The 26,703-nt window shown below is 57.2% G+C and carries 21 protein-coding genes, 1 tRNA gene and 1 pseudogene; 6 read left to right on the forward strand and 17 right to left on the reverse strand.

Features of this window, described 5'->3' with window-relative positions; all coding sequences use genetic code 11:
- Positions 1 to 3: 3 nt before the first annotated feature.
- A complete protein-coding gene (locus CUU80_RS03525; protein ID WP_100496006.1) occupies positions 4 to 816 on the reverse strand; it encodes an HAD-IIB family hydrolase in 813 nt (270 codons plus the stop codon).
- Between the two features lie 95 nt (positions 817 to 911).
- Here CUU80_RS03525 and CUU80_RS03530 point away from each other — a divergent pair, with 95 nt between their 5' ends.
- The gene (locus tag CUU80_RS03530) at positions 912 to 1,340 is read left to right on the forward strand and encodes a metallopeptidase family protein (RefSeq protein WP_100496368.1); all 429 of its coding nucleotides are present in this window, start codon (positions 912 to 914) and stop codon (positions 1,338 to 1,340) included.
- 36 nt (positions 1,341 to 1,376) lie between these two features.
- On the opposite strand, the gene CUU80_RS03535 is transcribed toward CUU80_RS03530, so the two are convergent.
- The 3 genes from CUU80_RS03535 to CUU80_RS03545 are packed head-to-tail and all read right to left on the reverse strand — an operon-like array spanning position 1,377 to position 6,364.
- The gene (locus tag CUU80_RS03535) at positions 1,377 to 2,930 is read right to left on the reverse strand and encodes a DUF5719 family protein (RefSeq protein ID WP_100496007.1); all 1,554 of its coding nucleotides are present in this window, start codon (positions 2,928 to 2,930) and stop codon (positions 1,377 to 1,379) included.
- Positions 2,927 to 6,022: a glycosyltransferase family 2 protein gene (locus CUU80_RS03540; protein ID WP_100496008.1), complete on the reverse strand. Its 3,096-nt coding sequence runs from the start codon at positions 6,020 to 6,022 to the stop codon at positions 2,927 to 2,929. The genes CUU80_RS03535 and CUU80_RS03540 overlap by 4 nt, the downstream gene beginning before the upstream one ends.
- A gap of 42 nt (positions 6,023 to 6,064) precedes the next feature.
- Positions 6,065 to 6,364 carry a WhiB family transcriptional regulator gene (locus CUU80_RS03545; RefSeq protein WP_100496009.1) on the reverse strand — a complete coding sequence of 100 codons (300 nt, stop codon included), beginning with the start codon at positions 6,362 to 6,364 and terminating at the stop codon, positions 6,065 to 6,067.
- A gap of 286 nt (positions 6,365 to 6,650) precedes the next feature.
- On the opposite strand from CUU80_RS03545, the gene CUU80_RS10945 reads away from it, so the two are divergent.
- The 3 genes from CUU80_RS10945 (at position 6,651) to CUU80_RS03560 (ending at position 10,573) form a co-directional block, all read left to right on the forward strand.
- Positions 6,651 to 8,147, forward strand: a complete 1,497-nt coding sequence (locus tag CUU80_RS10945) for an LCP family protein (protein WP_165775817.1) — start codon at positions 6,651 to 6,653, stop codon at positions 8,145 to 8,147.
- Positions 8,148 to 8,422: 275 nt separating this feature from the next.
- Entirely contained in the window at positions 8,423 to 10,192 is a 1,770-nt protein-coding gene (locus CUU80_RS03555; RefSeq protein ID WP_100496010.1) for an ATP-binding protein, read from the forward strand.
- Between the two features lie 102 nt (positions 10,193 to 10,294).
- Positions 10,295 to 10,573 (forward strand): WhiB family transcriptional regulator, encoded by a 279-nt coding sequence (locus tag CUU80_RS03560; protein ID WP_003835265.1) that lies wholly within the window; start codon positions 10,295 to 10,297, stop codon positions 10,571 to 10,573.
- A 203-nt stretch (positions 10,574 to 10,776) separates the two neighbouring features.
- Here the strand turns inward: CUU80_RS03560 and CUU80_RS03565 are convergent, their stop codons facing one another.
- The 4 genes and pseudogenes from CUU80_RS03565 to CUU80_RS11295 all read right to left on the reverse strand — a co-directional run.
- The gene (locus tag CUU80_RS03565) at positions 10,777 to 12,264 is read right to left on the reverse strand and encodes a sensor histidine kinase (RefSeq protein ID WP_100496011.1); all 1,488 of its coding nucleotides are present in this window, start codon (positions 12,262 to 12,264) and stop codon (positions 10,777 to 10,779) included.
- 46 nt (positions 12,265 to 12,310) lie between these two features.
- Positions 12,311 to 13,315 (reverse strand): serine hydrolase, encoded by a 1,005-nt coding sequence (locus CUU80_RS03570; protein ID WP_243388620.1) that lies wholly within the window; start codon positions 13,313 to 13,315, stop codon positions 12,311 to 12,313.
- Positions 13,316 to 13,408: 93 nt separating this feature from the next.
- Positions 13,409 to 14,548, reverse strand: coding sequence for a serine hydrolase (locus CUU80_RS03575; RefSeq protein ID WP_165775818.1), 1,140 nt, complete (start codon positions 14,546 to 14,548; stop codon positions 13,409 to 13,411).
- A gap of 111 nt (positions 14,549 to 14,659) precedes the next feature.
- Positions 14,660 to 14,728 (reverse strand): annotated as a pseudogene (locus tag CUU80_RS11295) (zinc-ribbon domain-containing protein); the annotation flags it as partial.
- Positions 14,729 to 14,949: 221 nt separating this feature from the next.
- Here CUU80_RS11295 and trhA point away from each other — a divergent pair.
- Positions 14,950 to 15,924 carry a PAQR family membrane homeostasis protein TrhA gene (gene trhA, locus CUU80_RS03580; RefSeq protein WP_243388623.1) on the forward strand — a complete coding sequence of 325 codons (975 nt, stop codon included), beginning with the start codon at positions 14,950 to 14,952 and terminating at the stop codon, positions 15,922 to 15,924.
- A gap of 84 nt (positions 15,925 to 16,008) precedes the next feature.
- On the opposite strand, the gene CUU80_RS03585 is transcribed toward trhA, so the two are convergent.
- From CUU80_RS03585 to CUU80_RS03595, 3 genes are all read right to left on the reverse strand, one after another.
- Positions 16,009 to 16,488: a GreA/GreB family elongation factor gene (locus CUU80_RS03585; RefSeq protein WP_100496013.1), complete on the reverse strand. Its 480-nt coding sequence runs from the start codon at positions 16,486 to 16,488 to the stop codon at positions 16,009 to 16,011.
- Between the two features lie 122 nt (positions 16,489 to 16,610).
- Positions 16,611 to 17,018: an FKBP-type peptidyl-prolyl cis-trans isomerase gene (locus CUU80_RS03590; RefSeq protein WP_100496014.1), complete on the reverse strand. Its 408-nt coding sequence runs from the start codon at positions 17,016 to 17,018 to the stop codon at positions 16,611 to 16,613.
- 129 nt (positions 17,019 to 17,147) lie between these two features.
- Positions 17,148 to 17,717 (reverse strand): cadmium transporter, encoded by a 570-nt coding sequence (locus CUU80_RS03595; protein WP_100496015.1) that lies wholly within the window; start codon positions 17,715 to 17,717, stop codon positions 17,148 to 17,150.
- 260 nt (positions 17,718 to 17,977) lie between these two features.
- Between CUU80_RS03595 and CUU80_RS03600 the strand changes: the two genes are divergently transcribed.
- Positions 17,978 to 18,056 (forward strand) — tRNA-Leu (locus CUU80_RS03600).
- 2 nt (positions 18,057 to 18,058) lie between these two features.
- On the opposite strand, the gene CUU80_RS03605 is transcribed toward CUU80_RS03600, so the two are convergent.
- The 6 genes from CUU80_RS03605 to mfd form a co-directional block, all read right to left on the reverse strand.
- The gene (locus CUU80_RS03605; protein WP_100496016.1) at positions 18,059 to 19,060 is read right to left on the reverse strand and encodes a Ppx/GppA phosphatase family protein; all 1,002 of its coding nucleotides are present in this window, start codon (positions 19,058 to 19,060) and stop codon (positions 18,059 to 18,061) included.
- Positions 19,061 to 19,109: 49 nt separating this feature from the next.
- The gene (locus CUU80_RS03610) at positions 19,110 to 19,676 is read right to left on the reverse strand and encodes a DUF501 domain-containing protein (protein WP_100496017.1); all 567 of its coding nucleotides are present in this window, start codon (positions 19,674 to 19,676) and stop codon (positions 19,110 to 19,112) included.
- Positions 19,673 to 20,341 (reverse strand): FtsB family cell division protein, encoded by a 669-nt coding sequence (locus CUU80_RS03615; protein WP_165775819.1) that lies wholly within the window; start codon positions 20,339 to 20,341, stop codon positions 19,673 to 19,675. Before CUU80_RS03615 ends, CUU80_RS03610 begins: the two co-directional genes overlap by 4 nt.
- A 98-nt stretch (positions 20,342 to 20,439) precedes the next feature.
- Positions 20,440 to 21,738 carry a phosphopyruvate hydratase gene (gene eno, locus CUU80_RS03620; RefSeq protein WP_100496018.1) on the reverse strand — a complete coding sequence of 433 codons (1,299 nt, stop codon included), beginning with the start codon at positions 21,736 to 21,738 and terminating at the stop codon, positions 20,440 to 20,442.
- 250 nt (positions 21,739 to 21,988) lie between these two features.
- The gene (locus CUU80_RS03625) at positions 21,989 to 22,927 is read right to left on the reverse strand and encodes an aldo/keto reductase (RefSeq protein WP_100496373.1); all 939 of its coding nucleotides are present in this window, start codon (positions 22,925 to 22,927) and stop codon (positions 21,989 to 21,991) included.
- A gap of 136 nt (positions 22,928 to 23,063) precedes the next feature.
- Positions 23,064 to 26,627 carry a transcription-repair coupling factor gene (gene mfd / locus CUU80_RS03630; protein WP_439329971.1) on the reverse strand — a complete coding sequence of 1,188 codons (3,564 nt, stop codon included), beginning with the start codon at positions 26,625 to 26,627 and terminating at the stop codon, positions 23,064 to 23,066.
- Between the last annotated feature and the right edge of the window lie 76 nt (positions 26,628 to 26,703).

Consider the following 26,703-nt stretch of genomic DNA (forward strand, 5'->3'; position numbering starts at 1 on the left):
ATATCACCGCTCTACACCGAACGTATCCAGACAGGCCAGCAATGCATCCATCAGCGCCAAGGTATCCTGCGGCTCACGTACCATGATGCCTGCGGCTCCGGCGGCGACCGCTGGATAATCGTTGCCGTCTGCGGACATACGGTCTCCCACGAACGCAATCTCATTGGTTTCAATGGACAGCATTTGCGCCAATCGACGTACCGCATATGCTTTGTCCAGCCCATACATGCTGACATCTACGCTGGAATATCCTCCGGCACGTACTCTCAGATCCGGCAAATCACTGCTGACCGCACGAACCAACGCCTGTTTCTTGGTGTTGTCAATGTCCCAAGTCCGTTTGACTTCTACCGGAGCGTATTGGCCCAGTGCCGAAAAAGTGATCTGACTTCCTCTGTTTTCAATGCGCGGCCCCCAAACCTGTTCCTCCCACAAGCCAAGCGCCCTAGCGTGCTTCTCCAAACTGGACCGCACGACGCGCACCGTCTCAGCATCCAAATCATGTGCGTATATCAAAGACCACTGCGAGCCGTTCCACTGGTAATATCGCGAGCCCGACGTGGGCATGACATGCAACTGCTCCCGTCGAGCCTCATCGCCGAGCTGGTCCAATACCTGAGAGGTGACCACTTCCATGCTGCCGCCGGAAATCAGCGCTATCGGAATCCGGTCAAGCAAGGAGATGAACCGTTGCGTCATCTCCGGAGCCATTGGTCGTTTGGAGCTGGCAAGCGTATTGTCCAGATCAAAGCCAAATACCTTGACGCGCGCGCATACGTTATCCAGATCAAGCTCGGTCCAGTGATGCACCATCATCGCGTCAAACCCCCTTGTCGGTATCAGCCATTGGCCCTTTACCAATGAACCTATCCTAACGCAAGTTGCCTGTGCCTTGGCCTATGGTGGAAACCATGCTTCAGCCACCTTGGACCAATCACGTATATCGGAACCGGCATGGACGGGGTATGCGGACCCCGATGTTCGGCACACGTCTGCCTCGATATCGCACTCGTACCGGCATGTTTGATGATATGGTGGCGGCACAGGTGCGTCGACTTCATGAGGCTTGGCCTGAGCTGATACGTCCGCTCCAGTTCGCCGTCGAAGATGTGCCGCCTTCTGATCCTGCCCCTTGGCAATCCGAGCCCAGCATGACCTCGCGCTGCTTCCCCGCAAGCCACGGCATTCCAGCTCGCGTTGTGCTCTATAGAATGCCATTACAGACCGAGACACGCAGCAAGCTTGAATTGCAGCTGGCCATACGAGATGAAATCGCAGCTCGCGTGGCTGAGCTTTACGGACGGCGGCCCGAAGAAATCGATCCAGACTGGGGTCTGTGATCATCACCCATAGTTCGCTGGCCAGTTAGCCGACGGTCAGCGAACTATGGCATCGTTGGCTCGTGCCCAAACGTACGCTGTAGACGGCATCAATGAGGACGCATTGACCATCGCCAACCCGGCAACGGTTCCGTCTCCCAGACCATCATGACCCAAGCGCACACCCCAAGCCACGGCACCGGATTTGTCTTCCAATCGCAGTGCGGCAACCGTATCATGCTGAGACAAATCACCGACTGCATCGGACCATGCCGAATTGGCGTCAAGAGTAATATCCCTGTCGTCTATTTCCTTGCCGGTCTCATCGTAAGCGGTTATTGTCACCGTCTGTTTCACGTTGGTGACATTAACCAACGTCACGTCGGCGTCTACATCATTTGCAAGAGCCAGACCTGAGTAGGCGGCAGGCTCGGCGGCCTGTCCCAATGCGAAATCGGCCTGACCATTCTCGCCGGAGCGGACGGCCCGCACCGAAAACGACAGAGCGTCCTCAGCGGTGGACAGTACGCCCAGCGCACCGTCTGGCGCCTTGCCCAGATCTACAATCTGGACCTTGCCTGCCTCGACCTCGACATTCTTAGCAGATACCAAACCATGATTCGTAACCCATGAAAGCGTGGTTTTTGTTTGCTCATGAGCAAACAGATAAGCGGTAACCGCATCGCCTGAAGCAATTGCCGGTACTGCTGCGGTATCGGACTCGGCAGCTAACGGCACAGCGAAATCCGAGCCTTGCGAAGTCAAACCGTCCATCGAAACCGTACGCACCATAGCGGCGAGGGGAGTCTCCTTGCTTGAGACTGTAACGTACAGACCGTTTTGCTTTTCCGCAGCCGCCGAAAGATCGACGGACGTCTCCCCCTTTGCGGGCACCGACACCGTCGATTGGGTGGATAACGCCATTTTTCCAGCCTGTTCGCTACCCCATGCCATGATATCCACGGTGGTCGCCTTGGCAGAGGGATTGACCACCACAAGTTGCTGTGTAGTGCCGGTGCCGGTGCCGGTAAGCAGGAAGGATCGACTCAATGCGGTAGCCGTGCACGATGCGGCGGAAACTCCCTTGAGATCGCCCTCATCCGCCCAGGAGACAACAGTACCTGCCGTTCCGGTTCCTTGCGCTGCCTGCAGCATATGCGTATCGATGAGTGAATCGGACTGAGCATTGGATTGAGTGCCGATTTTCACATCCGCATCATCGCTGGGATCGCCGTCTTTCAGCGTTATGCTCGTATCCGAGGCGTTAGCAGTGCCGAAAGGCGCTACCGTTGCGCTGTATACCGAGCCAAAAGCCGCAAACCGCTCCTGAGTGCTCAGATTGCCCGCCGTTGCCTGAAAGGCGCTGTCGCCATATGTACCGGTATCCGCCAACTGCATCGGGGCCGGGCAATAGCTTTCTATCTGAGTAGTGCTGACGCTCTGGCCAAGCGCATTGTTTTTTGCCCGCACCGTATCCACCCATGCGATTGGCACCGGCAAGATCATCAACGCGGCGAATGACGCCAACAGCACCAGCATGGTGATGGCGCCCAGCACTGCGGTATAGACCCGAGAACGCCGTGAACGACGGGTAGCGTTGCCTCTGCTCATGCTTGCTCCTCCAATCCACGGGTAAGACGTCTACGCGGCACGGCTACCAGGCAGTACAACACCACTATCACCGCCAAGCACGCCAACCACGCATAACGCCAGGCACTTTGCTGCGCACGCTGCTGCCACGAGGTATCCACGTTCTGCTCGGAGTAGGAACGTAGCGTCAGCCGATAATAGCTGCCAGTATCCGTGGATACCAATGATTGAGTGCCCTCCGTTGCCGCGATGTTGGCTTTCAGCTGCTCATACGGCGAACTGTCCGCCGAGCGAGAGTCGGGAACTACGTATATGCCGCCAAAGCCTAATTCACTGATTGTCGCGATGGCCTGCTCATTCGGATTGGATAGCAATGTAGCGCACACCTGAGCCAGCTGTTGATCAATCTCATCCGGTTTTCCATCAAGGGCACGTACCCTTTGCACCGGCGAACTGTCGATAAGCTCACCGCGGGAGGTGCGCATAATCGAATAGTTGACACTGTTGCGTGTCTCGGCACTCACGGCAAGTACCCGGTGATCATCTCCCGAGTTCAAGTAATCAGTGGTCACCATCGGCAAACCATCGCGAGAAACACCGAGCCCGCCGTCTGCATGACGCTCCAAACCGAACCAGCATTGCACTGCAACGCAACAAGCCAGAACCACCGCCAGCAGGGCACGTCCACAGACAATCAATCTACGGGTACGGGCTTCATCGGCACGCGTGCCGGCATCATCGTACGCCGATGCGTGCAAGGGGTGGAATCGTTTGACCGCACCTCCCGCCACGAGACAGGCACAGGCAAGGAAGCCGAGAATCATCAGCGCGATACCGGGCTGCGCGGACCCGGCCACCACACCGTCATCATCCACAGCAATGGCTACCCGGGCGGAGACCAGGGCGAGCGCTCCACCGCAGACGATGAGCACCCACATCAGTCGTGATGCGCGTAGCGCAAACGGCAGGACCAGCGAAGCGATAGCCAGCAGTGTCATCAATCCGAAGAGTACGGCAACTGCTATGTCGGATGCCGCCCCCTGTGCAAGACGCCAGTCCAAGGCACGCTGCACCGATTGCAACAAGCTCATGGAGGAGGGCTCACCATTCAACGCCGACTGCGGAATCGTGATGTCTGCGAACAGCTGCCGCCACATTCCCTGATTCGCATAACGGACGGCATTGAGTATGGTGGGAGCCACCGCGAACGCGGCAGGCAACGGGATAAGCAGCAGCATGGCATGCTTACGACGCACAAACACAAAAAACACCGGGAAGGCCACGATCAAGGCAAGCAGCAGTTGGGGTTCAGCGGCGATCGGCGGGATGAAACACATCGCGCCTATGGCTGCAGCCTGTACCGATGGCCGAGGCACTAACGGATCTTCCGTGTGGTACATGCCTACGGCACGGAACACGAAAGCGAACGCCGCCGGAAGGAACACCATCACCGTAAGCATCGGCATATTGGCCTGCGCATACCAACCGAACATAATGCCGCTGGAAGCCCATAACAGGCCGCCGAGTACACGCACCACATCAGAACGGGTGAATATGCCTGCTAACGCCCAGAACGAAAGCGCACTCAATGGTGCCGCAGAGAACAGGATCAGCGACAATGCCGCGGCAACATTACCCAATGTGACCAGCGAAGCCACCATAAGCACCAGCAACCAAGGAGTGGGAGGGGCGGGAATACTTGCGCCGAACACCCACTGCGTGGTGGCCGATTGCACCAGCTGCCGATAACTGGCACCGGTCGGCAGCAATACATCCGAATATATCGATCCACCGGAGAACACGGCCCGGAACACAGGCCAGTGCAATGCCGCCACGGACATGAAACACACCAAAGCCATGGCCAGTGCACCACTCCAGCGACGAATCACGCGGGTGCGCAGATGGGCACGTTCCAAAGGACTGAGCAGCACCACATCCCGTTGGCTCAGGAAGGCTTCACGTCGATCGTGGAATTGCCGGATCTGCTGCTGATCTGCGCTGAGCACCTGCAGCGAAGACATCGAGACCTTTGACTGTCTTGCGACGAGCCGTCGCGAGCGTATAGCACCGGGAATAGCGAACAAAGCCAACCAAGGCAGACACAGTTCGACCCACGCCCGATACGGCTTCTTGCTGAACAACATGGCGAGCGCCATGCCAAAGCTACGCAACAAACGCCACAGCCACAGCACAATCCATGATGACATGGCTTTATCGGTGTACAGGTATCGCTGTTGCGAACGAGTCACGGCCATAGCCGGATTGACGACATGATCGGGATTCACAGGTTCTCCGTTACGAGTACGGACACCCTCGTAACGAGCGCGACGGTGAGCGATCTGCGCCTGTGGAACCACCACCACACGACCGCCGCTCAGACATACACGACGGCAGAAATCTATGGATTCGCTGTATGTGGTCATCCAAGGGTTCACGCCACGCAGCCTGATGAATTGTTGCAAAGACACCAATGCGCCAGCCAAGGACACGGCAAATACATCTTGGCGGCCGTCATACTGTTCCTGATCCGGTTCGCCGTCCACCACCAGGGAATGCACGGCATGCCTGCCGGCATACATACCGACATCATGCAGATGTTCACCATCCCAATCGCACTGTTTGCATCCCAGCACCGTGGCACCCGGAGTGTTTCGCCATGCTTCAAGCAGACGCTCCAGACAGGCGCTGTCGCTGGGTCTTGAATCGTCATGCAGCAACCAGAGCGCGCGGGCACCAGCGTCAAGCTTGGTACGGTCCAATGCCCGTTGCACGGCGTCGCCGAAGGAACGCGCGCCTCGCACCGATACGACATGAACCGTCACCTGTTTGGACTGCGGCATACGCGTTACCGGTCCGGACGGCGAAGGAATGACCTCAAATGCACTGGTTTCTTCACGGCCCGTACGCCCCGAGGCATCGGCGATGATCACCTGGGAAGGCAGTGTAAGCTGCGTGAACAGCGCTTCCAACGTGCGTTCCAAGAAACGCATATCGTTTTCGACAGTGACCACGGCAGCCACGCCCTCGTCTACATCCTGTCTGTGCGTGTACGGACGATTGGCCAGAGCCTGCGCCAGCGCCTCGCGAATATCGCTGTTACCTGTCGGATTCATAACCCCCCAGTGTACGCACCGTATATGAAAGAGCCTTCCAGCTCATGCCTGTTCTCGGTGCTCTCTTTTGTATCGGCGGCGTTCGCGTTCGCTCATTCCGCCCCAAATACCAAAACGTTCATCGTGGTCGATGGCCCATTGCAAGCATTGTTCCCGCACCTCGCATTTAGCGCACACCCGCTTGGCGTCACGGGTGGAACCACCCTTCTCCGGGAAGAACGCTTCAGGGTCGGTCTGCGCGCATAATGCCTTGTGCTGCCAAGAGACATCCCCATCCGGCCTGAACAGGCCCCACAGTTCACGTAACGGCTCTTCGGCTGAATCGTCGACCACACCCCACATGCGATTCTCCTTGCCTATTGAGCTTTTCATACGGACTAAATTACACACATGTGACTTCACATTTGTCAAATGCCGTCTCGTGTCATTACCTGTTTTTTCTCTTATCTGTGCTATACACGCTCTGTGCACGAGAACAGTCCGGCGCACGGCTGCAAAACCATGTTCCATGTCACGACGCGCGAATGATATTGTGCCGTTCCTGCGCAGGAACACCACACTGCCAAGGTATTCGGCAGACACTGTGTAAAAGTGGCTTTCAGGCAATCGGCATTAAAGGGAGGTTTGCATGATGCAGGAATCAGGTGGAGCGGATCCGCAGAACAATCCGCCGAGCTTTATTCCCGCAGGTGCCCGACGTACACGCCCTTCCGGTCAAGTTCCCCGATCCTATGCCCCGGCCAATGGGGCACGCACCCGGCACAGTGCTTCTGATCACGCCAATCTCGCTTCGCATACAGCATCGGCCGCCGGCGCATCGAGCACAACCGGCGGCGCAATTCCTCCCAGCTTTTCACCCAACGCCAGTCGAGCCGGACGTCTGGCCGGCTCCCAAACATCGACGAAAGCCGACCCTGTACACGCATCTCAATCCAGTATGGCCCCTTCATCGCGATCAGGGACCCGCGGCATGCCGAACAGCCAACCTGATGGGGCTATGCCACGCAGCATTCCGCCCGCAGCCGCCCGCCGGTCCTCTAGCTCAGCGAGCAACATTGCACGCGTCCGTCAAGCCTCTTTACCCGCCGCCAAGCCACAAGCTTCCCTGAAGCAGGCATCGGCGACAATCGGCAGAGGGTACGGATCCTTATCCTCTGCCGCAACGCCGCGCAAGCGCCATGCCGCACGAATCACAGCCTGCGCAATCGCCGTATTGCTGGCGACGCTGGTGCTTTCCGTATTCGGCGCATGGAACTGGGTGAACGGGCGACTCACCAAAACGGATTGGCTGACCGATGCAGCCGACACGCCGGCACAGACCTGGCTGATCCTAGGTTCCGATGAGCGCGACGGCTCTACCCAATATGGCGGCGTAGAGGATATCTCCGGATTCCGCACCGACACGATTCTTGTGTTGATCAAGCCAAAGAGCGGGCCAAGCTCACTGATTTCCATCCCTCGTGACTCCCTGATTAACATCGACGACCAGTACATGAAAATCAATGCCGTGGCACAGTTGGTGAGCAAACAGAGCCTGGTGAGCACAGTCGAGCAGATTTCCGGACAAAAAATCGATCATGTGGCGCAGGTCAAATTCGGCGGACTGCAGAACGTGGTAGACGCTTTGGGCGGTGTGGAGCTGTGTTACGACCAGGATGTGCAGGACGCCTATTCCGGTCTCGACTGGAAAGCGGGATGCCATACCGCGAATGGTGCGACCGCCCTGTCATTCTCCCGCATGCGTTACGCCGACGTACAAGGTGACTTCGGCCGAAACGCCCGTCAGCGTCAAGTTATCTCCGCCATAGTCAAGAAGGCCTCCAGCGCTTCGACATTGACCAATCCTTCCAAGGTGTTCAAAGTCGCCGATGCCTCGATGAATGCGTTGACCGTGGATGAAAAAGCCACTCCATTCACTTTGCTATCCATGGCGTTGGCATTCAAGGACGCCACCGGCTCTTCAGGTATTTCGGGCAGCGTGTACTGGTCAGATCCGGATTATTACGTGGATGGTGTGGGTTCATCGGTGTTGCTTGACGACACCAAGAACACGGAACTGTTCAAGGAATTAGCCTCCGGCACCCACAAGGCTGGACAAGTAGGCAATCTCGCGGACAACAGCTGATAGCGCACGCTAAGCGATTCAAACAGGCACCCATGTGTCTTTGCAGGTATGCTCAGGTATGCTTCGGACACGAGCGGGTGCGGACGCCGCCAAATATATGTGGATAACTCGTCAAGCTGGGACCACATTCCCCGTTTCGGCTTGCGCCGGAACGCCGGCACATTCACGCTGAATGTATGAACCGCAACCATCGAACGAGATTCCGTTCCCGTACACGTCGCTCCCATAACCCGGCGAAGCAACGCGCTGGTAGGCGAACACGAGCAGAGCGCCTCATGGTGTTCGCCACGGTATGTCCGCTTGCAGCTCAAGTGTTGATGATCATCATCATGGCAATCCATGGGCAGTGGCTGTTCGCAGCGATGATCGTTCCCGGCGCGATCGGCTATCTTGCTTCCATGCTCTCATCCGTCTCCGTGGGAAAACACTCATCGCAGTCCACGCTTGCCCCAGCGCACGAGCACGTTCCTTCCGCAGAAGCAATCACCGGCGAATCATCTCATGAACCTCAGTCCATGGAAGCCGCACCGACATGCACTGTCGAAGCATTGTTGGATTTTGACCATCTGCCGTGGCGCACCATCATCGGCTATTGGACGAATCAGAGTCATCCGGTCGACCTCGCCGTACCCATTGGCATGACGGCTCACGGTCCGTTCATCCTTGATTTGGCGAAGCAAGGGCCCCATGCGCTGGTTGCGGGAACCACCGGATCGGGTAAATCGGTGTTGTTGCAGAGCTGGTGCCTTATGCTAGCGGCGAAGAATCGCCCGGAACTGGTGAATTTCGTCTTTCTGGACTTCAAAGGCGGTTCGGCGTTTCAATCATTGGAGCAGCTGCCACACACTGTAGGCAGCGTCAGTGATCTGGATCTGGCACATGCCGCCCGTGCGCTGCGTGCGTTGGAAACCGAGCTGACCCGTCGCGAGCAATTGGTCGCTACGGCCAAGGCATCCTCAATAGACGATATGCCATCACCTCCTGCACGATTGATTGTGGTTATCGATGAATTTCATGCGCTCAAGGATCGGCTTGCGAATTACATAGACCGTCTGACCCGTATCGCATCGCTCGGTCGTTCTTTGGGAATGCATGTGATTGCATGCACCCAGAATCCGATAGGTCAGGTCAATGCCGATATGAAAGCGAACATGTCGATAAGTATTTGTTTGCGAGTGCGTGATCGTATGCAATCCATAGAGCTGCTTGGCGACGGCAGAGCCGCACGGATCAGTCCATCAGCACCGGGAGCTGCGTTCTGCAACGACGCCGAAGCGGTTACGGCGCTGCGATGCGCTTCGATATGCGATATCGGACGAGTGCAACGACACATCGGATGGGCGTCACGCTTCATGGACAGCCCCGCACAACCGCTGCTTTTTACCGCTCCCCTGCCCCGTAAGGTATCTGATCAGACAAATGCAACCATGACTGGTATAGCTTCAGACCATATCTGGTTCGGGCTTGCCGACAACGGCATCACCCTCGACAATGCTGAAATATCGCTGCACCGCGGCAATGTCGCCGTTATCGGAGCTATAGGCCGGGGCAAAACCACACTGTTGAATGTACTCGCCAGACATGCCGTCAGCGCATCAGGGCTCGTCGTATATCTGTATATCGCACAGCGCAATGGGCGGATTGTGCAACGACTTCGCGCCGAAACCTCATATGACGCATCGCCGAATGTGCGTATGCGAGATGTACCGAAACCGCCGCACACGGTATGGATCGTTGATGATGCCGACGACCTGCTTGATCCGTTCAACACTGCGACGGAAGCGCTGACATTCCGCCGCGCATTGGCGGATAGCCAGATCAGCGTAGTGTTCGCCGTCAGCGCACCGAAGCTCGTTCGTGTTCCCGAGCACTGCACCACTCGGATAATCTTCCCGTTCGCGGACCGCACCACGGATCTTATGACCGGGATTCCAGCGGATCTGCTGCATCAATTCGGTGCGACTGATATGAATATCGCCGGACGGGGCGTATTCATCGATGGCGGCACAGCCTGTCTGGTGCAGTGCGCCGCACAGAATCTGTGACTTTCTCAAGGCAACCTCTTGAAAAACCGCTCGGTTCGTGGTTTCCTTGTTACTGGACTTTAGGAATAACACCAGCCACGGGGCTTTTAAGGGAGGCAAGCAATGAGCAGCGCTTTTGATTGGCGAGCCAAGGCCGCATGTCGTGACAAGGATCCGGAACTTTTCTTCCCTGTGGGCAACACGGGTGCCGCTTATCAGCAGATTGAAGAGGCCAAAGCCGTATGCCGCACCTGCAAGGTGATCGACGCATGCCTCAAGTGTGCGCTGGACACCAATCAGGATTACGGTGTCTGGGGTGGTTTGAGCGAGGACGAGCGTCGTGCTCTGAAGCGTCGCGCCATGCGCGCCCGCCGTTCGCAGGCCATGCAGATGCAGATCTGATTCATTGTCGCCAGTCGCGTTATCCGACACTGACAGCATACGGAAATCGGGGATCCTTCATACTGGAGGGTCCCCGATTTCCGTTATGGGCAGTGTGGGCAACATAGGTAAGCCACATAATAGTGATTGCTTGCTTTCGCCGTTCTTGATGGAGCAAGGGGCAATAAGCAAGCAATCACAGATGCTTAAAATACCGTGTTCGATCACTCCTCCTGAGCAGCCCGAAGCTTCATATCAAGCACCACACGGGTACCGCCTTCCCGCCGCGGCTCCCAATGCACCGAACCACCGAAATCGTTGGTCACGAACGTATTGATGATTTGTGTGCCCAGACCGGAACCGGAGGATCGTGCCAAGCCGCCTTGCTCTTCGGAGCCCAGACCGGAACCATCGTCTTCCACCACTACATTGAGATTCGGGCCGGAACGTCCAACGGAAATGGTGATCTGCCCCTCCTTGCGCCCCTCGAAACCATGCTCCACGGAATTGGTGATAAGTTCTGTCAGCACCAACGACAACGGCGTGGCGTCCTGCGCCGGCATCATGCCGAACTTACCGATGAATCCGATGGAGATATGCTGGTCCTTCATAGTGGCCAAATCCACGGCCATACGCAGCAGGTTGGAAATCACCTTGTCAAAATCGATGATCTCATCAGCGGTCTGGCTTAAGCCCTCGTGGACCATAGCGATGGTCTGCACGCGGCGCTGCGCCTCTTGCAGTTCCTTCTTGACCTCCTCGGATTTGGTTTTACGCGCCTGAAGACGCAACAAGGCAGATACGGCCTGCAGATTGTTCTTCACACGATGGTGAATTTCGGAAATCGTAGCGTTCTTAGTCTGCAGTTCCTGCTCACGGCGTCGCAACTCGGTGACATCGCGACATAGCAGAATCGCCCCGACACGGCCATTGTTGTCATATAACGGCAGCGAGCGCATGGAGACGGCCGACCGGTTGGCGTTCAATTCAGAGTCCACCGCCGCCTTGCCGGCGAGTACCAGCGGCAAGGTTTCAGGAACCGGATCGTTTTCCTGAAGCAGCTGGGTGCCGAGCTCGCTGAGGTAATGGCCCGGCATGGTGGTCAACAGACCAAGACGACGGAAACAGCTGATGGCGTTGGGAGACGCATACCGCACTACACCATCCATGGTGAGAATAATGAAGCCATCCGCCACTCGTGCGATATGGCGCTGGCTCATCACCGCATCCTGATAGGGGAACTGTCCGCGTGGGATCATCTCATACAGTTGCTTACCGGCATTGATGCTTTCGGATTCGTACCGGCCATTGGATTCACGGGTGGCCATATTGGTCTCCCTCACCACCAGACCAAGCGTCTTGCCATTGTGCCGGACCGGAGCATACACATTGCAGACCGTAGCCTTGCCCACGCTGCGCAAGACGGTGGAACGGAACACGACGCTCGACTGCATGGCGGCGTCCAGTTCGCCGGCCATATCCTCGGGCATGATGTCCCCCACCACGTCTTCGGCGCGCAGCGTCATCACCGTGGAGGGACGGCATTGTTCCGCCACCACATATTTACCGTCACCGTTCTGTACCAGCAGCAACAGGTCGGCAAAGCTCAGGTCGGCGATGACCTGCCAGTCGGCGACCAAATGATGAAGCCATTCGCGGTCCTCATCGTCGAAATCAGGACGTGTTGCGAGGATATGTGAAAAATCAGCCATGCCTTCTATCATACGCAGACGAACGGTCTCAACCGAACCGTTGCCGTCAAGATGTCATTGACTCATACACCTGAGCAGACAACGTCGCAATCTGTTGTTGCGCCACTGAGGAAACCACGCCTGAGGTCATGACGACCATCACATAATCATGATCACCGCCACCGGCATCCTTACCCCAGATAATGGCAGCATCATTCTCAACACCAGGCAGCTCACCGGTTTTATTGGCCACCTGAATACCGTTGGGTACACCGGCCGGGATCTTGGAGCGGCGCGTCTGTCCGAGCAACAAGTCGAGCATGGACCGGCTTGCCTGTTCAGATACCAGTTTTCCTTGGTAAAGCTCTTTGAGGAATCGGCCGCAATCGGCGGCGGATGTCCAATTCTCGGTACCGGTGCCGTCCGTTCCGGTATCAGCGAGCGCACGTAGCTGACGAGAATCCCGGAATCCGTATCGGGCCGCGGTCTGTGTGACTCGTTGCATGCCGGTGGCCATATCGCCATCGCCAAGCATAAGTACCAGCTGATTGGTGGCCGAATTCGAGCTAACGGTAATCATCTGGTTCATCAGCATATCGATGTCTTGTCCGTTGGTGTTCAATGTCCCCTGCTCGATACCGTCCTGAACGGCAAGCATGACGTACAGTTTGATCTCTGAAGCAGCGGCCATCGGCTGATTATTGACGTTGACGATTGCGCCCGTGGCCAGATCTTCGACATAGACGGACCACGTGCCACCGTTGTTCTGGACTGCTGTATCGACTGCCGACTGCACGGCGTGGATACGATTTGAAGCTTTCTGCAATGTTGCGTTTGGCGAGGGGACAACATCGCGGTCTAAGGTGTCGGAGCGCGACCCCTCAGCCGCGTTCTGATCCGACTGCGTATGTCGTTCGGCCGATTCGCGCGTATCGGCGGCTGATGATGCAGGAGACTGGTTTTGGTCCGCCGAATCATGCGCGTATAGCACGTACAGGCAACCGGCGCCGAGCGCCAAAGCCACAAGCAAAGCCATGACAATAATCACAATCACATGGTTTTGTCTCTTCATGGCTGCGCCAACCGGCCTGGCATGTTTGCGTCCGGTCTTGTGTGATTGCGGATGAGACTGGATACGTCGAACCATGATTCTCTACCGTTTCACTCATTGATCCAGCGTGCTGTCCACACTGGCCAGCACTTTGCTCATAAGTTCCGCAGCTACCGCTTGCCCCTGATTCTGTGTAACCACCGACACCGCTGCCTTATGGCCATGAGCTTCTACCACGGCAAAATAATTCCATGTATTCTGTATGCCCTGTCCTCGATGGGCATGTACCGTCATACCTGAGGGGATCACCACTCCCTCGGACGCGATATCCACATTCATCAGGTCCGATGCACCTTTGGCATCGACAGCGGCCAACATGCGCGTAGCGTCCTTGGCGGAAGAATAGTTCTCGTATCCGGCGTTGCTGGCGGCCACATCACCGTAATCACGGTTGAACGTTGTATTGCCGTAACCATTCGAGGATGCCCAGGAATTGACGCTGGACCATCCGCCCAACGCTGCTGCCGCGGCATTGCCGGCACCATTATCCATGTCGCTCATCATCACACTTGCTTGGGATTTGGCGTTGTCATCGCCATTGGATTGAGCGGCGAGATAAACCGGCAGGTACAGGCCGGCGGCTACGAACTGGGTTCCAGCCTGTGTGGTTGCGGCGACGGTGGCATCCGCGGCATCGGTATCATCATCAATGACCAGCGCCGCCACGGCAACATCTGACGATGAATACGAATCGGCAATGTCAGACAGCTGGCTGGATGTGATTACCGGCACTGCAGGTTTGGATTCCTTACCGGTCTCTTTCTTGGTGTCGCTCTTGGATTTGTCTGCTCCCTCGGAATCCTCGGATGTGTCTTTCCCGCTATCGGTTTTCTTTCTGTTCTTGGAAGAGCTTCCTTTCGAGTCGGCAGAGTTATCGCTCTGCTCGTCGTTCTCCACTGATTCAGCCGAGGACGTCTGCGCGGTCTGTGTCTGGTCGGATGAGCCCCACACGCCCATGGCATGAGTGATGAACAAACCGATCGCCAGCGCCACCGCGCAGATCGAGACGAGCAGAACTACTATCAGCGCATTGCTGCCCTTGTTGGTGCCGTCGACGTGTCCAGCCCCAACAGATTGCACCGCTGCGGGGATTGCCGGCGTATTGGTCGAGATATTGGACGGCGACGATACGCTCGAAGCGGCGGTTGCCGGCATAGGCATCGGCATGGCGCCTTGAGCGGTGGACCCCGACATATTTGCCGTTGATTGTCCGTTCGCGGCATCCGGATTCATCAAGGTTGGCCCATCACCTTCAAAGCCCGGCATCGGAGGCGCGGAGACGCTGCCGGAAGGGCGTTCCAAAGGAGATCCGCACTGCGAGCAAAAGGTGTCATGCTCATTGTTGGCAAATCCACATTCCGTGCAGTACACCATGTTGCTCTCCCTTTGCTCCCCGCGGACCGATAAATCAATACCCTCATCGTATCGCCGCACGTTCTCTTGTGGCTGCGCGGTCCCGATTTTGCGCGCAACGGCAATGCCACCTGTCCGGAGAGTACTGTTTTCGGTGAGGAATTATTGACAAAGGCAAAAGTTACGCTAACGTAGGTTACGGGAACGTAAGGAAACGTTTGCTCTGGTGAAACGAGGGCCATATGGCATCAGCAAGCAGCGAGGCACACGCCTCCACAACATCGTCCGGAACACAATCCGAGCCGACGACTCCTCATGGATTCAAGCGTATCGGTCACACGTCAGACCCCAGCGTGGAAGCAAAACGTCAGGCCGCCATCGAGGCGCGCGAACAGGCGTTGCAGGCCAAGGCGGACGCAATTCGTGCCAAGGGGCAGTTCAAAGCCGAGACCATTCGCGCCAAAGCCGAGGAGAAGGCACGCCGCGTACTGGCCAAATCGGAAAACCATGCCTTGAAGGTAGAAGGCATAGCCCCTGCGGAAGTGGCACGCAAGATTCGTCTGGACGTGCACGGTCGGCCTAAGCCGCTCATGCGCGGTTGGATTCACGCCATAGCCTCTCCCCTATCGTTGGCCGCCGGTATCGTACTCATTTGCCTGGCACAGGGTGCAGGACTCAAATGGGCGTGCGCGGTGTTCATGACCGCATCATTGGTGTTGTTCACAAACTCGGCCTGCTATCATCTCGGCGATTGGAGCCCCCGTGTAACCGACGTATTGCGCCGCATCGACCATGTGAACATCTTCCTGCTCATCGCGGGTACATACACACCGGTCTCGTTTGCACTGGAACCGTTCTGGCGTAATTTCATCATCATCTCAATGTGGGCGTGCACAACGGTGGCATTGATTATCCACGTCATCTGGATCAATGCGCCTCGTTGGCTGTACACCGTGGTGTACATCATCTTCGGCATCTACGGGCTGGCCTTCATGATGCTGTTCTGGAATTCCCCATTTGCCGGTCCGGCAGTGGTCATTCTGCTGTGCTCGGGCGGCGCATGCTATATTCTCGGCGCCATCGTCTATGCCCTGCGCAAGCCTGATCCTTGGCCACGCGTTTTCGGCTTCCATGAGATTTTCCATTGCGGCACCGTCGCCGGATACGCTTGCCATATGGTGGCGATTTACATGGTGATCGTGTCATTGTGGAGCTGACCGGCACTTGTTGCACGATGATGGGTGGCACCTACCAAAAAGCCTCTCCCCGCCGGGGAGAGGCTTACCAGCATCACAAGGCCGTCAGGCAAGCGGCTTCGCAGCCTTGACCGTCACGGACAGTTCACGACCGTTCGGCGCGGTGTAGGAGACCACATCACCAACCTTCGCACCTTCGATGGCCTTGCCGATCGGCGAATCCGGGGTCATGATGTCATAATCGGTACCGGCCACAATGTCACGGCTGCCCAGCACATAGGTCATCTCATTGCCGTTGAGCTCGATGGTGACCACGGAACCGTTGCCTACCGTGCCTTCCGGGGCATTTTCGATAATCTTGGAATCACGAAGCTTCACAGTGAGCTCGGTGATGCGGCCCTCATTCTTGCTCTGAGCCTCACGCGCGGCCTGATAGCCGCCGTTCTCGGACAAATCGCCTTCGGCGCGAGCCACAGCGATCTTGTGCGCGATCTCCTCGCGCAATTCGCCTTCGCGGTACGCAAGCTCTTCCTTCATCTTGTTGTATGCTTCCTGCGTCAGCAGGTAGACCTTATCTTCAGCCATATTGTCCTCCTGAACCATGGTTGAAATCAGTTGAAACTATTCGTATCAAACTCTTGTGCACATGCTGTGCAATATGCAAAAACGCCGGCAAACACCGGCGTTCCCTTATCCGACGCGAATCGTCAGCGGGTGGAAATGATGTCGATGACGAACACCAGCGTGTCACCGCCGCCAATGCCGGCCTGCGGAATGCCGCGAGAACCATAACCATACTCCGGCGGGATGGAAACCACCAGACGCGAGCCCACATTATGGCCGGGAACGGTCTGATCCCAGCCCTTGATGACCTGGCCGACGCCGATGCCGAAGCTGGCCGGCTGATGACGAGCAAAGCTGGAGTCGAACGGCTCCTCCTTGCCCCACACCACACCGTGGTAGTTCACCGTAACGGTATCGCCACGACGAACCATCGGGCCATCACCTTCGGTCAGCTCCACGACTTTCAGTCCCTTCGGGGCCTCAGGAGCGGGAAACTCAATGACGGGCGTGGTACCGAACTCAGCGTTCACGTTGGGCATCTGTTCTGCCATTAGTCCTCCTTGTACAAACGCAACGCGCCCTACAATAGCACTATTGCACGATTGGATGAAACGGACGATACCGAAATTTCACGGGTTTCTTTGCAAAACAATCCACCGGCGTATCGCCACTATCAGTGGCTAACGGCCAAGTGCCGAAAACATCATTACCAGCACCGCAATACCGGCAATGGCCAAGACCAATTGCACCGCCAGCAGGCCGAAAGCCAACGCCTTGCGCTTGGCAAGCTTGACTCCGTACAACTGCGCCAGCAGGAAGGCAATGAAGCCAAAGACAGCATAATTTGCAGTAAGTGCCATGACATCACCGTTGGCAAGCACCACGCCGTTCAACGGCTGGTCCAATGAGTTCATCAACGAACTCATCACCAGCATGCCCCAAACGCCATATGCGATGGCACCCACTGCGGCGTATACCCACGGTCTGACTGATTCCTTAGTGCGCACGGTCAGAGACTCGGCGCACCACAGCAAGGCAAAACCAACGACATACGAGAACGCCACCGCGACAAACACCACCGCAAGCGTCCAAGGCAGCAACGCCGCCACATTGCCGATCATGGACAGATAAAAGCCTGAGCAAGCGATGGCACCAACGGTCAGAGCAGTGCCTACCATAATGCCTTGGGCAAGCATGGTGGGCAGCATGCCCGTTTCGACTCGTTCGACTTCGGTCCAGCGTGAAGCCATGACATTCCTCGCTTCTCATTGACGGTTCATTACAACGTGGAACAGGGTAACGTGCGTTTGTTTCGAAACAATCCGCCCGTTCACAATGAAGTATAAGAAGCCATAAGAGGATTATGCCGTGCATCCAATTTCAGGTGCCTCCGGTGGGCTGTCCGTAGGCGAAGGGAGCGGCTATGCCGCGACGGCTGAGCGAAGCTCGGCAACCCGCAAGCCGCATCCGTCTCGGGGTGACGTACAATGGTACGGTTGGTTTATCCAACGCCTCCGTGGCGAAATGGTATACGCAGTCGACTTAAAATCGATCGCTTCGGCTTGTGGGTTCGAGTCCCATCGGAGGCACCTTACTGCGCGAGTAGACGACGCCCATAATCGAGCACAATGCCGTCCAACAGGCCATGCTCACTGGCCACATACGAATCGATGGCGGTACCATGATCGGCTTTGGCGGCCTCACTGACCCGTGCAAGCACACGATTCCAAACCACCGCGCCGCCGCCGACCACATCGATACGACCCGGGTGAATGGTCTTGTATTCACTGCGTTCGGCGCGAGTCATGTTGAGGAACTGGTCGTCCACCGCATATGCCGCGTCCAAACTCATCCGATGTCCGTCCACCAGCGTGTGGTCATATTCGGTCAATCCCATGGCCAAGGCGGTCATCGTGGTGACGGTGCCGGACACGCCGATGATGGTACGCGCTTTGCCGGCATCCACATGCGCAAACGCTTCATCGATATGTCGATCGATATCCTCATAGGCTTCCGCGATTTCGCTCTCGGTCGGCGGATCGGTTTTCAGATGGCGTTCAGTCATGCGCACGGATCCGATATTCATGGAGAACGCACCTTGCACTTGCGTGGTAGGCGCACTGACTCCGTCACCGCCAATGACCAGTTCGGTGGATCCTCCTCCAAGATCCACCACCAGATACGGCGCTGGCAAATCTCCTCGGTTGACCACCGAAGTGGCGCCCAAGAAGCTGAGGTCCGCCTCTTCGGTACCGGGGATGACCTCGGGGCGCACACCGAGAATGGATTCGATGCCGTCTTCAAATTCTTCACGGTTCTCGGCATCACGCGTGGCGGACGTAGCCACGAAACGCAATCCGTCCACCGGATGCTCAGCGAGTACTCCGGCAAATTCACGGGCCGCTTCATACGCGCGTTCCAAGGCTTCCTCGGCGAACCGATGGGTTTTGTCTACGTCCTGTCCCAGACGAATTACACGAAGAATACGCGGCACGATAGTGTGCATGCCGCCGGCGTCTACTCTCGCGATTTTCAGCCGAATCGAATTGGTACCGCAATCGATGCCCGCTACGGTTACGCATTGCTTGCTCATGGTTCTCTCCCTGACTTTGCAGTGTATGTTTCCGCTCACTGATCGAGATTTATGCTTCCAACGTGCAACGGCAAACGGTGGGATCGAATTCGTCCTTGACGCGTGCAAGCACCATGTCTCCAATCGGATTGGAGCCCGGTCCCATCACCAGACTCTGGGCCAGCAACGCATGGAGGCACTTGACACGTACGGGCATGCCGCCGGCGGAGGTACCTTCGATATGCTCCTCGCTATCGCCGAGGCGACCGGCGAGTTCATGTCGGAATGCCAGATACAATTTGTGGGCGCGTTCATAAGCCGCCCGCACATCATCCTCGGCGGCGAGCATGTCATTGTATTGCTGCATGACGCCTGCAGCCTCCACATGAGAAGCGGCCTTGACCGCTTCCGGTCCGGTCAAGTAGCACGTAGTGGGGAAAGGAATGCCTCCGGGCAACACCGGACGCGTAATCACGGCCAAAGGACGGCCACATACGCAGCGGGCTCCCACAGCCACCATGCCACGGGGATAGCGGCCGAGCTGACGGTTCACCATATCGATGTCCTGTTCGGTCGCCGGTTCGGCAAGTACACGGTCTACGAGGGCCTTGGCTTGAGCGGTGATGTCAATGGTCACTGTTGAGTGTCCTTCCCTGTGTTCTGGTCAGTGTTTTGCTGTTCAGTATTGTGATCGGTGTTATCTTGCCCATCTTGGCTGCTCTGGTCGTCAGATTCGTTCGATGATGAGCTTTTATGGTCGTCCGAGGATGTCGTGTCTGATGAGTCTTTGCCGGAGGTATCGTTCACCGGTTGGTCCGCCTGTTGGAACGCGTAGGCGAGTTCCTTATACCAGGGCAGCACTTTCTTGTCGGTTCCGCTGGACGACGAGGAATCACCATCCGTGTTCTGCCCGCCTGTGACCGCCTCAGGATGCAGCACCCGCACCGCCTGTTCTCCAGGGAACACGAAGCCGAGACGCTCACGCGCTTGCGCAGTGATATAGGCTTTATCATTCCAACGCTTGATATCGTTCTCCAAATCCTGTTTTTTGGCGATCAGCGAAGCTTCCTCACGCTTCAAACCGTTGAGTTCGGCAAGATTCAACGCGTACGTATGGAACGTAGCAACTAACTGAATGGTGCCAAGCGCCACAATAAACAATGCCACGAAAAATGCTATGGGCCCTGCACTCAGCGTTCTGCGAGCCTGCACCTTGCCATTTCTGCCCGAAGCCGCGGATTTGCCGGTCTTGTCGAGCGCTCCGGACTTACCAGACATGCCGTTTCGGGATTGCTTGCTCATGACATACGAAAATACCCGCCGCATTCGACTGAATGAATACGGCGGGTATTGCAATCACAGGAACATCACACCTTTACAGGCGTTTCAGTTCCTTGAAATCACTTAGCCAGGTACTTCTTGCAAGCCTTGAAGGCGCTGTAGCCGGCGTACTGAGCGGTGGAGCCGAGCTCCTCCTCGATCTCCAGCAGGCGGTTGTACTTGGCAACGCGCTCGCCACGGGCCGGAGCACCGGTCTTGATCTGACGGGTGTTCTTAGCAACGGCCAGATCGGAGATGGTGGTGTCCGGGGTCTCGCCGGAACGGTGGGAGACCATGGAGGTGTAGCCAGCGGTGGTGGCCAGCTCGATGGCGTCGAGAGTCTCGGTCACGGTACCGATCTGGTTGAGCTTGACCAGCAGGGAGTTGGCGGCACCCATCTCGATGGCCTTGGCCAGACGAGCCGGGTTGGTGACCAGCAGATCATCGCCGACGAACTGCAGACGATCGCCCAGCAGCTTGGTGATGGCGGTCCAGTCTTCCCAACCCTCTTCCTGGAACGGATCTTCGATGGAGACGATCGGGTACTCCTCGATCAGCTGCTCGTAGAAGTCGAGCATGTACTGGGAGTCGCGGTCGTCACCCTCGAAGTGGTACTTGCCGGTCTCCTTGTTGTAGAACTCGGAGGAAGCGACATCGAGGGAGATGCCGATCTGCTTGCCGGGCTCATAGCCGGCAGCAGAAATGGCGTCCATGATGTAGTTCAGGGAGTCCTTGTTGGACTTCATCTTCGGAGCGAAGCCGCCCTCGTCGCCAAGGCCGGTGTTCAGGCCTTCCTTCTTCAGGACGTTCTTCAGGGTGTGGTAGACCTCGACGCCGGCACGCAGGGCCTCGGAGTAGGTGTCGAAGCCGTACGGGGAGATCATGTACTCCTGGATGTCGGTAGCGAAGTCAGCGTGAGCGCCACCGTTCATGATGTTCATGTTCGGCACCGGCAGGATGTGACCGTTGGTGCCACCGATGTAACGGTACAGCGGCAGGCCGGCGGACTCGGCGGAAGCGTACAGGGCGGCCAGAGAGACACCCAGAATAGCGTTGGCGCCCAGCTTGCCCTTGTTCGGGGTGCCGTCGAGCTCGATCATCAGGTCATCCAGAGCGCGCTGATCAGCGGCGTCCATGCCGATGACCTTCGGAGCGATAACCTCGTTCACGGCCTTGACAGCGTCGAGAACGCCCTTGCCGCCGTAGACGGACTTGTCGCCATCGCGACGCTCCCAAGCCTCGGCCTCACCGGTGGAGGCGCCGGACGGGACCAGGCCACGACCCTCAGCGCCGTCCTCGGTGTCGAGGATGACCTCGACGGTCGGGTTGCCGCGGGAATCGAGAATCTGACGCGCGTACACGCTTTCAATTACTGCCACAACTACTCCTTAAAACGGTTGTGTATCTAATGACAGTCTTAAGAGTAGTGCGATTTGTGGACGTTACGCACAACACGCCCAAAATTTGGTGTTAGCGCTCACATTTTGAGTTCACATATTGCGTTCACATATTGCGTTCATGTGTTGCGCTCGCACATCGTCGCCATTGCTGTGTCTTGACATGCCATGCACACCACGACACAAATACCGATGGCACCGGCGACGCCCCACCGCCGGTGCCGCCCGTTTTTCATCGAGCCGCATTCCCATTGAGATACTCGATTTCCCCCTGAGACAGACGCAGGTCCACCGCTTGGAACGAATCTTCGATCTCATGTGGATTGCGCGCGGAGGGAATCGTGAACAGATACGGGTATTGTGCCAGCTCCCAAGCAAGCGTGATCCGCTGATACGAACAGTCATGGGCCGCGGCGATTTCGCGGAAACGGTCGAACAGATGCTCGTTGAAAGGATCGAGGAACCCACCGAGCGGCGACCAGCAGACAAAAGCCAGTCCCAGTTTGCTACAGGTTGCCATCGTGTGTTCAGGATCTCGATGAACCGGTGAGAACTGGTTCTGAACCGCCACAAGACGGCTTCCCAGAATGCGGTGAGCAGTTGCGATGTCTGCATTACCGATTCTGGAGATGCCGACGGTTTTGGCCACCCCCTCATCCACAAGCTGTTTGAGCGCACCCATCTGATCTTCGTAGGGCACTTGCGGATCGTTGCAGTGCGAGTACAACAGATCGATCGCATCCACACCAAGACGAAGCGCCGATTCCTTGGCGTTGGCGATCATAGTCTCCGGACGAGCATCTGCTTGCCAGCCATAGTTGCCTTCACTGTCGAGCGTGCGCAACCAGCCGGTTTTGGTAGCTACAAGCACCTCGTCCCGAGGACCGTTCCAACTGGCGAGCGCGTCACGAACCAGATATTCACCGTAGCCCATATCATCTGGCTCTCCAGTACCAGGCTTGCTGGGAAGATAGTAGGACCAAGCGGTATCAAGGTAACGCACACCGGCATCAAGGGCGGCATGAATGGTCATGATGGCTTGCTCTCGATCAGCAGGTCGCCCCTCGATGGCGAGCGCCATCGTGCCCATGCCAAGGCGAGGAATACTGAATCCAGCCAACTCGGCTACCTGGGATGGATAAGGGGGTTCCGCGGCGACCGCATCACCCATACCGCCGCGCATTCCATCCTTCATTGCAAAAGCATCATCACTCATGCATGCCATCGTACCCGTACCACAGTCCCATCCCACTGTGTGGGCATGGCTGTCGTCTCGCGCCCCATGATTCATGGGCCGCGAGACGACATTAGCGTTTACCAGCCGACGGCTTCCATGCGAGATCATCGAGCAGCTGATTGGCCCATAGCACTATCTGGTCGGAGCTCATCGGCCCTTGACCAAGGGATCCGTTGAAGGGTGCGGACACCAGAAGCTGATGGGTGACCGGACGATACTGGGCACCCTTGTAGATGCGGGCCATGCGCATCTGTACGGATTCAGGCATATCGATACGGCCGATGCGTACGCGGTTGGATTGAGCCAAAATCTCCGAGACGCCGAGTTTGCGGGCCTTAAACTTCAGACGCGCCACGTCGAACAGGGTCTCGAATTCCACCGGCGGCTTGCCATAACGGTCAGTGAGCTCCTCCTGCAGATCCTTCAAATCAGCCTCGTTCCGGGCGGAAGCGAGCTTGCGATACGCTTCCAGACGCAACTTGTCTGAATCAATATATTCCACCGGAATGGACGCCTCAATGGGCAGGTCCACGGACACGGCGATCGGCTCAATGTTCTCTTCGGGCTCCTTGTATTTCTCCACGGCTTCGGAAACCATGCGCACATACAGGTCGAATCCCACACCCTCAATATGGCCGGATTGTTCATCGCCGAGCAAGTTGCCGGTGCCTCGCAATTCCAAATCCTTCATAGCCACATCGAATCCTGAACCGAGCGCAGTGTTTTGTGCGATGGTACTCAAACGGTCATGCGACTGTTGAGTCATCGGCTTGGCCGGGTCATACAGGAAATAGGCATACGCGCGTTCACGGCCTCGTCCCACACGACCGCGCAGCTGATGGAGCTGAGAAAGACCGAAGCGATCGGCATGATCCACGATCAGTGTGTTGGCATTGGAAATATCAAGGCCGGTTTCGATGATCGTGGTGCATACGAGCACGTCGATGTCGCGGTGCCAGAAGTCACGAATGATCTGGTCGAGCTGCTTCTCCCCCATCTTGCCGTGGGCGATGCCCACCTTGGCTTCGGGCACGAGTGTATGGATCTTGTCCGCCACATGCGAGATATCCTGCACACGGTTATGCACGTAGAACACCTGACCGCCGCGCAGCAGCTCGCGACGTACAGCCGCGGTGACTTGCGCATCCTCGTAGGCACCTACGTACGTGAGCACCGGCAGACGGTCTTCAGGAGGCGTGGCCAACGTAGACATTTCGCGGATGCCGGTCACGGCCATTTCCAGCGTGCGCGGGATAGGGGTGGCGGAGAGGGAAAGCACGTCCACGTTGGTGCGCAGAGCCTTGAGGGTCTCCTTGTGTTCCACGCCGAAGCGCTGTTCCTCGTCGATGATCACAAGGCCCAGATCCTTGAACTTGATCTTGGGGTTCAGAAGCTTGTGCGTGCCGATGACTACGTCCACCGTTCCTTCTTCAAGGCCGGCAATAGTCTCGTTGATTTCCTTGGTGGTCTGGAAACGGCTCATGGCTGCCACATTCACCGGGAAGCCTTCGAACCGTTCGGAGAATGTCTCGAAGTGCTGCTGCACGAGTAGCGTAGTAGGCACGAGCACCGCCACCTGCTTGCCGTCCTGCACTGCCTTGAATGCGGCGCGCAACGCGATTTCGGTTTTGCCGAAGCCCACATCGCCGCAGATGAGACGGTCCATCGGTACGGGTTTCTCCATATCCGCCTTGACCTCGTCGATGGTGGTGAGCTGATCGGCGGTTTCCTGATACGGGAAAGCGTCCTCCAATTCCTTCTGCCACGGAGTATCCGGGCTGAAGGCGAACCCGCGGGCACGCTGACGTGCGGAATACAGTTTGATCAGGTCGTCCGCAATTTCGTGAACATGCTTGCGAGCTTTCGCTTTGGTGGCCGCCCAGTCAGAGCCACCGAGCTTGTTGAGCTTCGGGGCTTCCGCACCGATGTACTTGCTGACCTGGTCGAGCTGGTCGGTGGGGATGAACAGCTTGTCCGCAGGGGCGCCACGTTTGGACGGAGCATACTCGATGACGAGGTATTCGCGAGTAGTGCGGTTCGCACCGGTGCCGATGGTGCGTTGGCGCATCTCTACGAACCGTCCGATGCCATGCTGTTCATGGACCACGTAATCACCGGCCTTGAGCTCCATGAGATCGATGGCTTTACGACGACGCTTCGGTGTCTTGGCCACGGCTACCGCCGAAGTACGCCCGGTAAGGTCACGCTCGGTCAGGAGTGCGACCTTGGCGGCACGGTCCACGAATCCGTCGATGGCGCGGGAACGAATGGTCTCGAACGTTGTGATGCCGGTAGTGTTGATGGCGCGCTTGAGTCTGGCAAGCGTGCCCGCCGCGGCGGCGGTGATGGTTACAGCGAAGCCGGCATCGATGAGTCCTTCGATACCTCGCGTAGCTTTGGCCTCATCGCCTCGGAATTCGGCCGGATTCTGCGCGTCAAGCTGTACGTGGCCGGCCAACGTAGTGTCAACGCCAAAACTGGTGAGACGAATCACCTCATGTGCGGAATATTCAAGGGAGCTGATGGTTTCCTCGAAATCCAGAAAACTGGCCTCATCGAAGCTGATGGGCGCTCCGGCACCGTGCCCAGATGCAGCCACATGCCAACTGGCGGCAAGGAACTCGTTGGCGGTTTTGGCTAAGTCCTCGGCTGACCGACGCAGTTTCTCCGGATCACTGAGCATGATGACAGCGTGTTCGGGCAGCAAGGCGCTCACCGGCTCCAAATGGTCCACCAGCGCAGGCATCAAAGATTCCATGCCTTCCACCGGGATGGCGTTGGCAATGGATTCGAGCATATCCTCAGCATTGGGGATCGAGCCTATCAAGGCTTTGGCGCGTTTGCGTACGGCGTCCGTGAGCTGCAGTTCGCGGCAGGCCGTAGCCCAAATGGTGGCAAGCCCGGTACCGTAGGTGCGCTGGTCGGAGGCGTGGAATTCCTTGATGGTGTCGATTTCGTCACCGAAGAACTCGATACGCACCGGATGCGGTGCAGTAGGCGGGAATACGTCAAGGATGCCGCCACGCACTGCAAATTCACCACGATCCATCACGAGGTCTACTCGCGTATATGCATTCTCGATAAGACGCTTGGCCGCCTCATCCAGCGCCAATTCCTCTCCGGTCGTGAACACCAGCGGCTCCACGTCACCCAAGCCCTTGACCACAGGTTGGATGAGAGAACGTACCGGCATCACCAATATGCGAATTGGACCGAACATCGGATCGGTTGCGCTGGGGTGTTTCAGACGACGGAATACCGCCATGCGGCTGGCCACAGTGTCCGCACGAGGGCTCAGACGCTCGTGCGGCAATGTTTCCCAAGCTTCGAGTTGAGCGATGTCGTTCGGGTCGCCGTCATACCAGGAACGCAATGCGCCTACGGTTTCTTCGGCCTCACGCCCGGAAGCCACAACCAACACTACCGGTTTGCGCTCGGTGTGGTGATTTCCCGTGCCATCCGAACCGTCTTCGAAACCGCTCATACCTTGCGCGACTGCGGTAGCGAGCGCAGGACGCAGACCTTCGGGGATGCCGACGGTGATGGACGGGTCGGCAGCCGCTTCTTCGGAGGGCTGCACATCACCGGATGCCACTCTACGAAAAACGTCATCTTGCATCAGATCGTGCAGCATGCCGGTCAGCGAACCGTCGATAGGTTCACCGTTGAGTGCTGCAGACGGCAGGGATGACTGTTGAGAGGAACGGGCG

It is taken from the genome of Bifidobacterium scaligerum (genome assembly GCF_002802865.1).
Classification (GTDB): Bacteria; Actinomycetota; Actinomycetes; order Actinomycetales; family Bifidobacteriaceae; genus Bifidobacterium; species Bifidobacterium scaligerum.

Excerpts from the sequence above, each read along its gene's own strand:
- CUU80_RS03525 (WP_100496006.1), bottom strand. The coding sequence starts at position 816 with ATGATGGTGCATCACTGGACCGAGCTTGATCTGGATAACGTATGCGCG.
- CUU80_RS03530 (WP_100496368.1), top strand. The coding sequence starts at position 912 with ATGCTTCAGCCACCTTGGACCAATCACGTATATCGGAACCGGCATGGA.
- CUU80_RS03535 (WP_100496007.1), bottom strand. The coding sequence starts at position 2,930 with ATGAGCAGAGGCAACGCTACCCGTCGTTCACGGCGTTCTCGGGTCTAT.
- CUU80_RS03540 (WP_100496008.1), bottom strand. The coding sequence starts at position 6,022 with ATGAATCCGACAGGTAACAGCGATATTCGCGAGGCGCTGGCGCAGGCT.
- CUU80_RS03545 (WP_100496009.1), bottom strand. The coding sequence starts at position 6,364 with ATGTGGGGTGTGGTCGACGATTCAGCCGAAGAGCCGTTACGTGAACTG.
- CUU80_RS10945 (WP_165775817.1), top strand. The coding sequence starts at position 6,651 with ATGATGCAGGAATCAGGTGGAGCGGATCCGCAGAACAATCCGCCGAGC.
- CUU80_RS03555 (WP_100496010.1), top strand. The coding sequence starts at position 8,423 with ATGGTGTTCGCCACGGTATGTCCGCTTGCAGCTCAAGTGTTGATGATC.
- CUU80_RS03560 (WP_003835265.1), top strand. The coding sequence starts at position 10,295 with ATGAGCAGCGCTTTTGATTGGCGAGCCAAGGCCGCATGTCGTGACAAG.
- CUU80_RS03565 (WP_100496011.1), bottom strand. The coding sequence starts at position 12,264 with ATGGCTGATTTTTCACATATCCTCGCAACACGTCCTGATTTCGACGAT.
- CUU80_RS03570 (WP_243388620.1), bottom strand. The coding sequence starts at position 13,315 with ATGAAGAGACAAAACCATGTGATTGTGATTATTGTCATGGCTTTGCTT.
- CUU80_RS03575 (WP_165775818.1), bottom strand. The coding sequence starts at position 14,548 with ATGTCGGGGTCCACCGCTCAAGGCGCCATGCCGATGCCTATGCCGGCA.
- trhA (WP_243388623.1), top strand. The coding sequence starts at position 14,950 with ATGGCATCAGCAAGCAGCGAGGCACACGCCTCCACAACATCGTCCGGA.
- CUU80_RS03585 (WP_100496013.1), bottom strand. The coding sequence starts at position 16,488 with ATGGCTGAAGATAAGGTCTACCTGCTGACGCAGGAAGCATACAACAAG.
- CUU80_RS03590 (WP_100496014.1), bottom strand. The coding sequence starts at position 17,018 with ATGGCAGAACAGATGCCCAACGTGAACGCTGAGTTCGGTACCACGCCC.
- CUU80_RS03595 (WP_100496015.1), bottom strand. The coding sequence starts at position 17,717 with ATGGCTTCACGCTGGACCGAAGTCGAACGAGTCGAAACGGGCATGCTG.
- CUU80_RS03605 (WP_100496016.1), bottom strand. The coding sequence starts at position 19,060 with ATGAGCAAGCAATGCGTAACCGTAGCGGGCATCGATTGCGGTACCAAT.
- CUU80_RS03615 (WP_165775819.1), bottom strand. The coding sequence starts at position 20,341 with ATGAGCAAGCAATCCCGAAACGGCATGTCTGGTAAGTCCGGAGCGCTC.
- CUU80_RS03625 (WP_100496373.1), bottom strand. The coding sequence starts at position 22,927 with ATGGGTGATGCGGTCGCCGCGGAACCCCCTTATCCATCCCAGGTAGCC.
- mfd (WP_439329971.1), bottom strand. The coding sequence starts at position 26,627 with ATGCTGCACGATCTGATGCAAGATGACGTTTTTCGTAGAGTGGCATCC.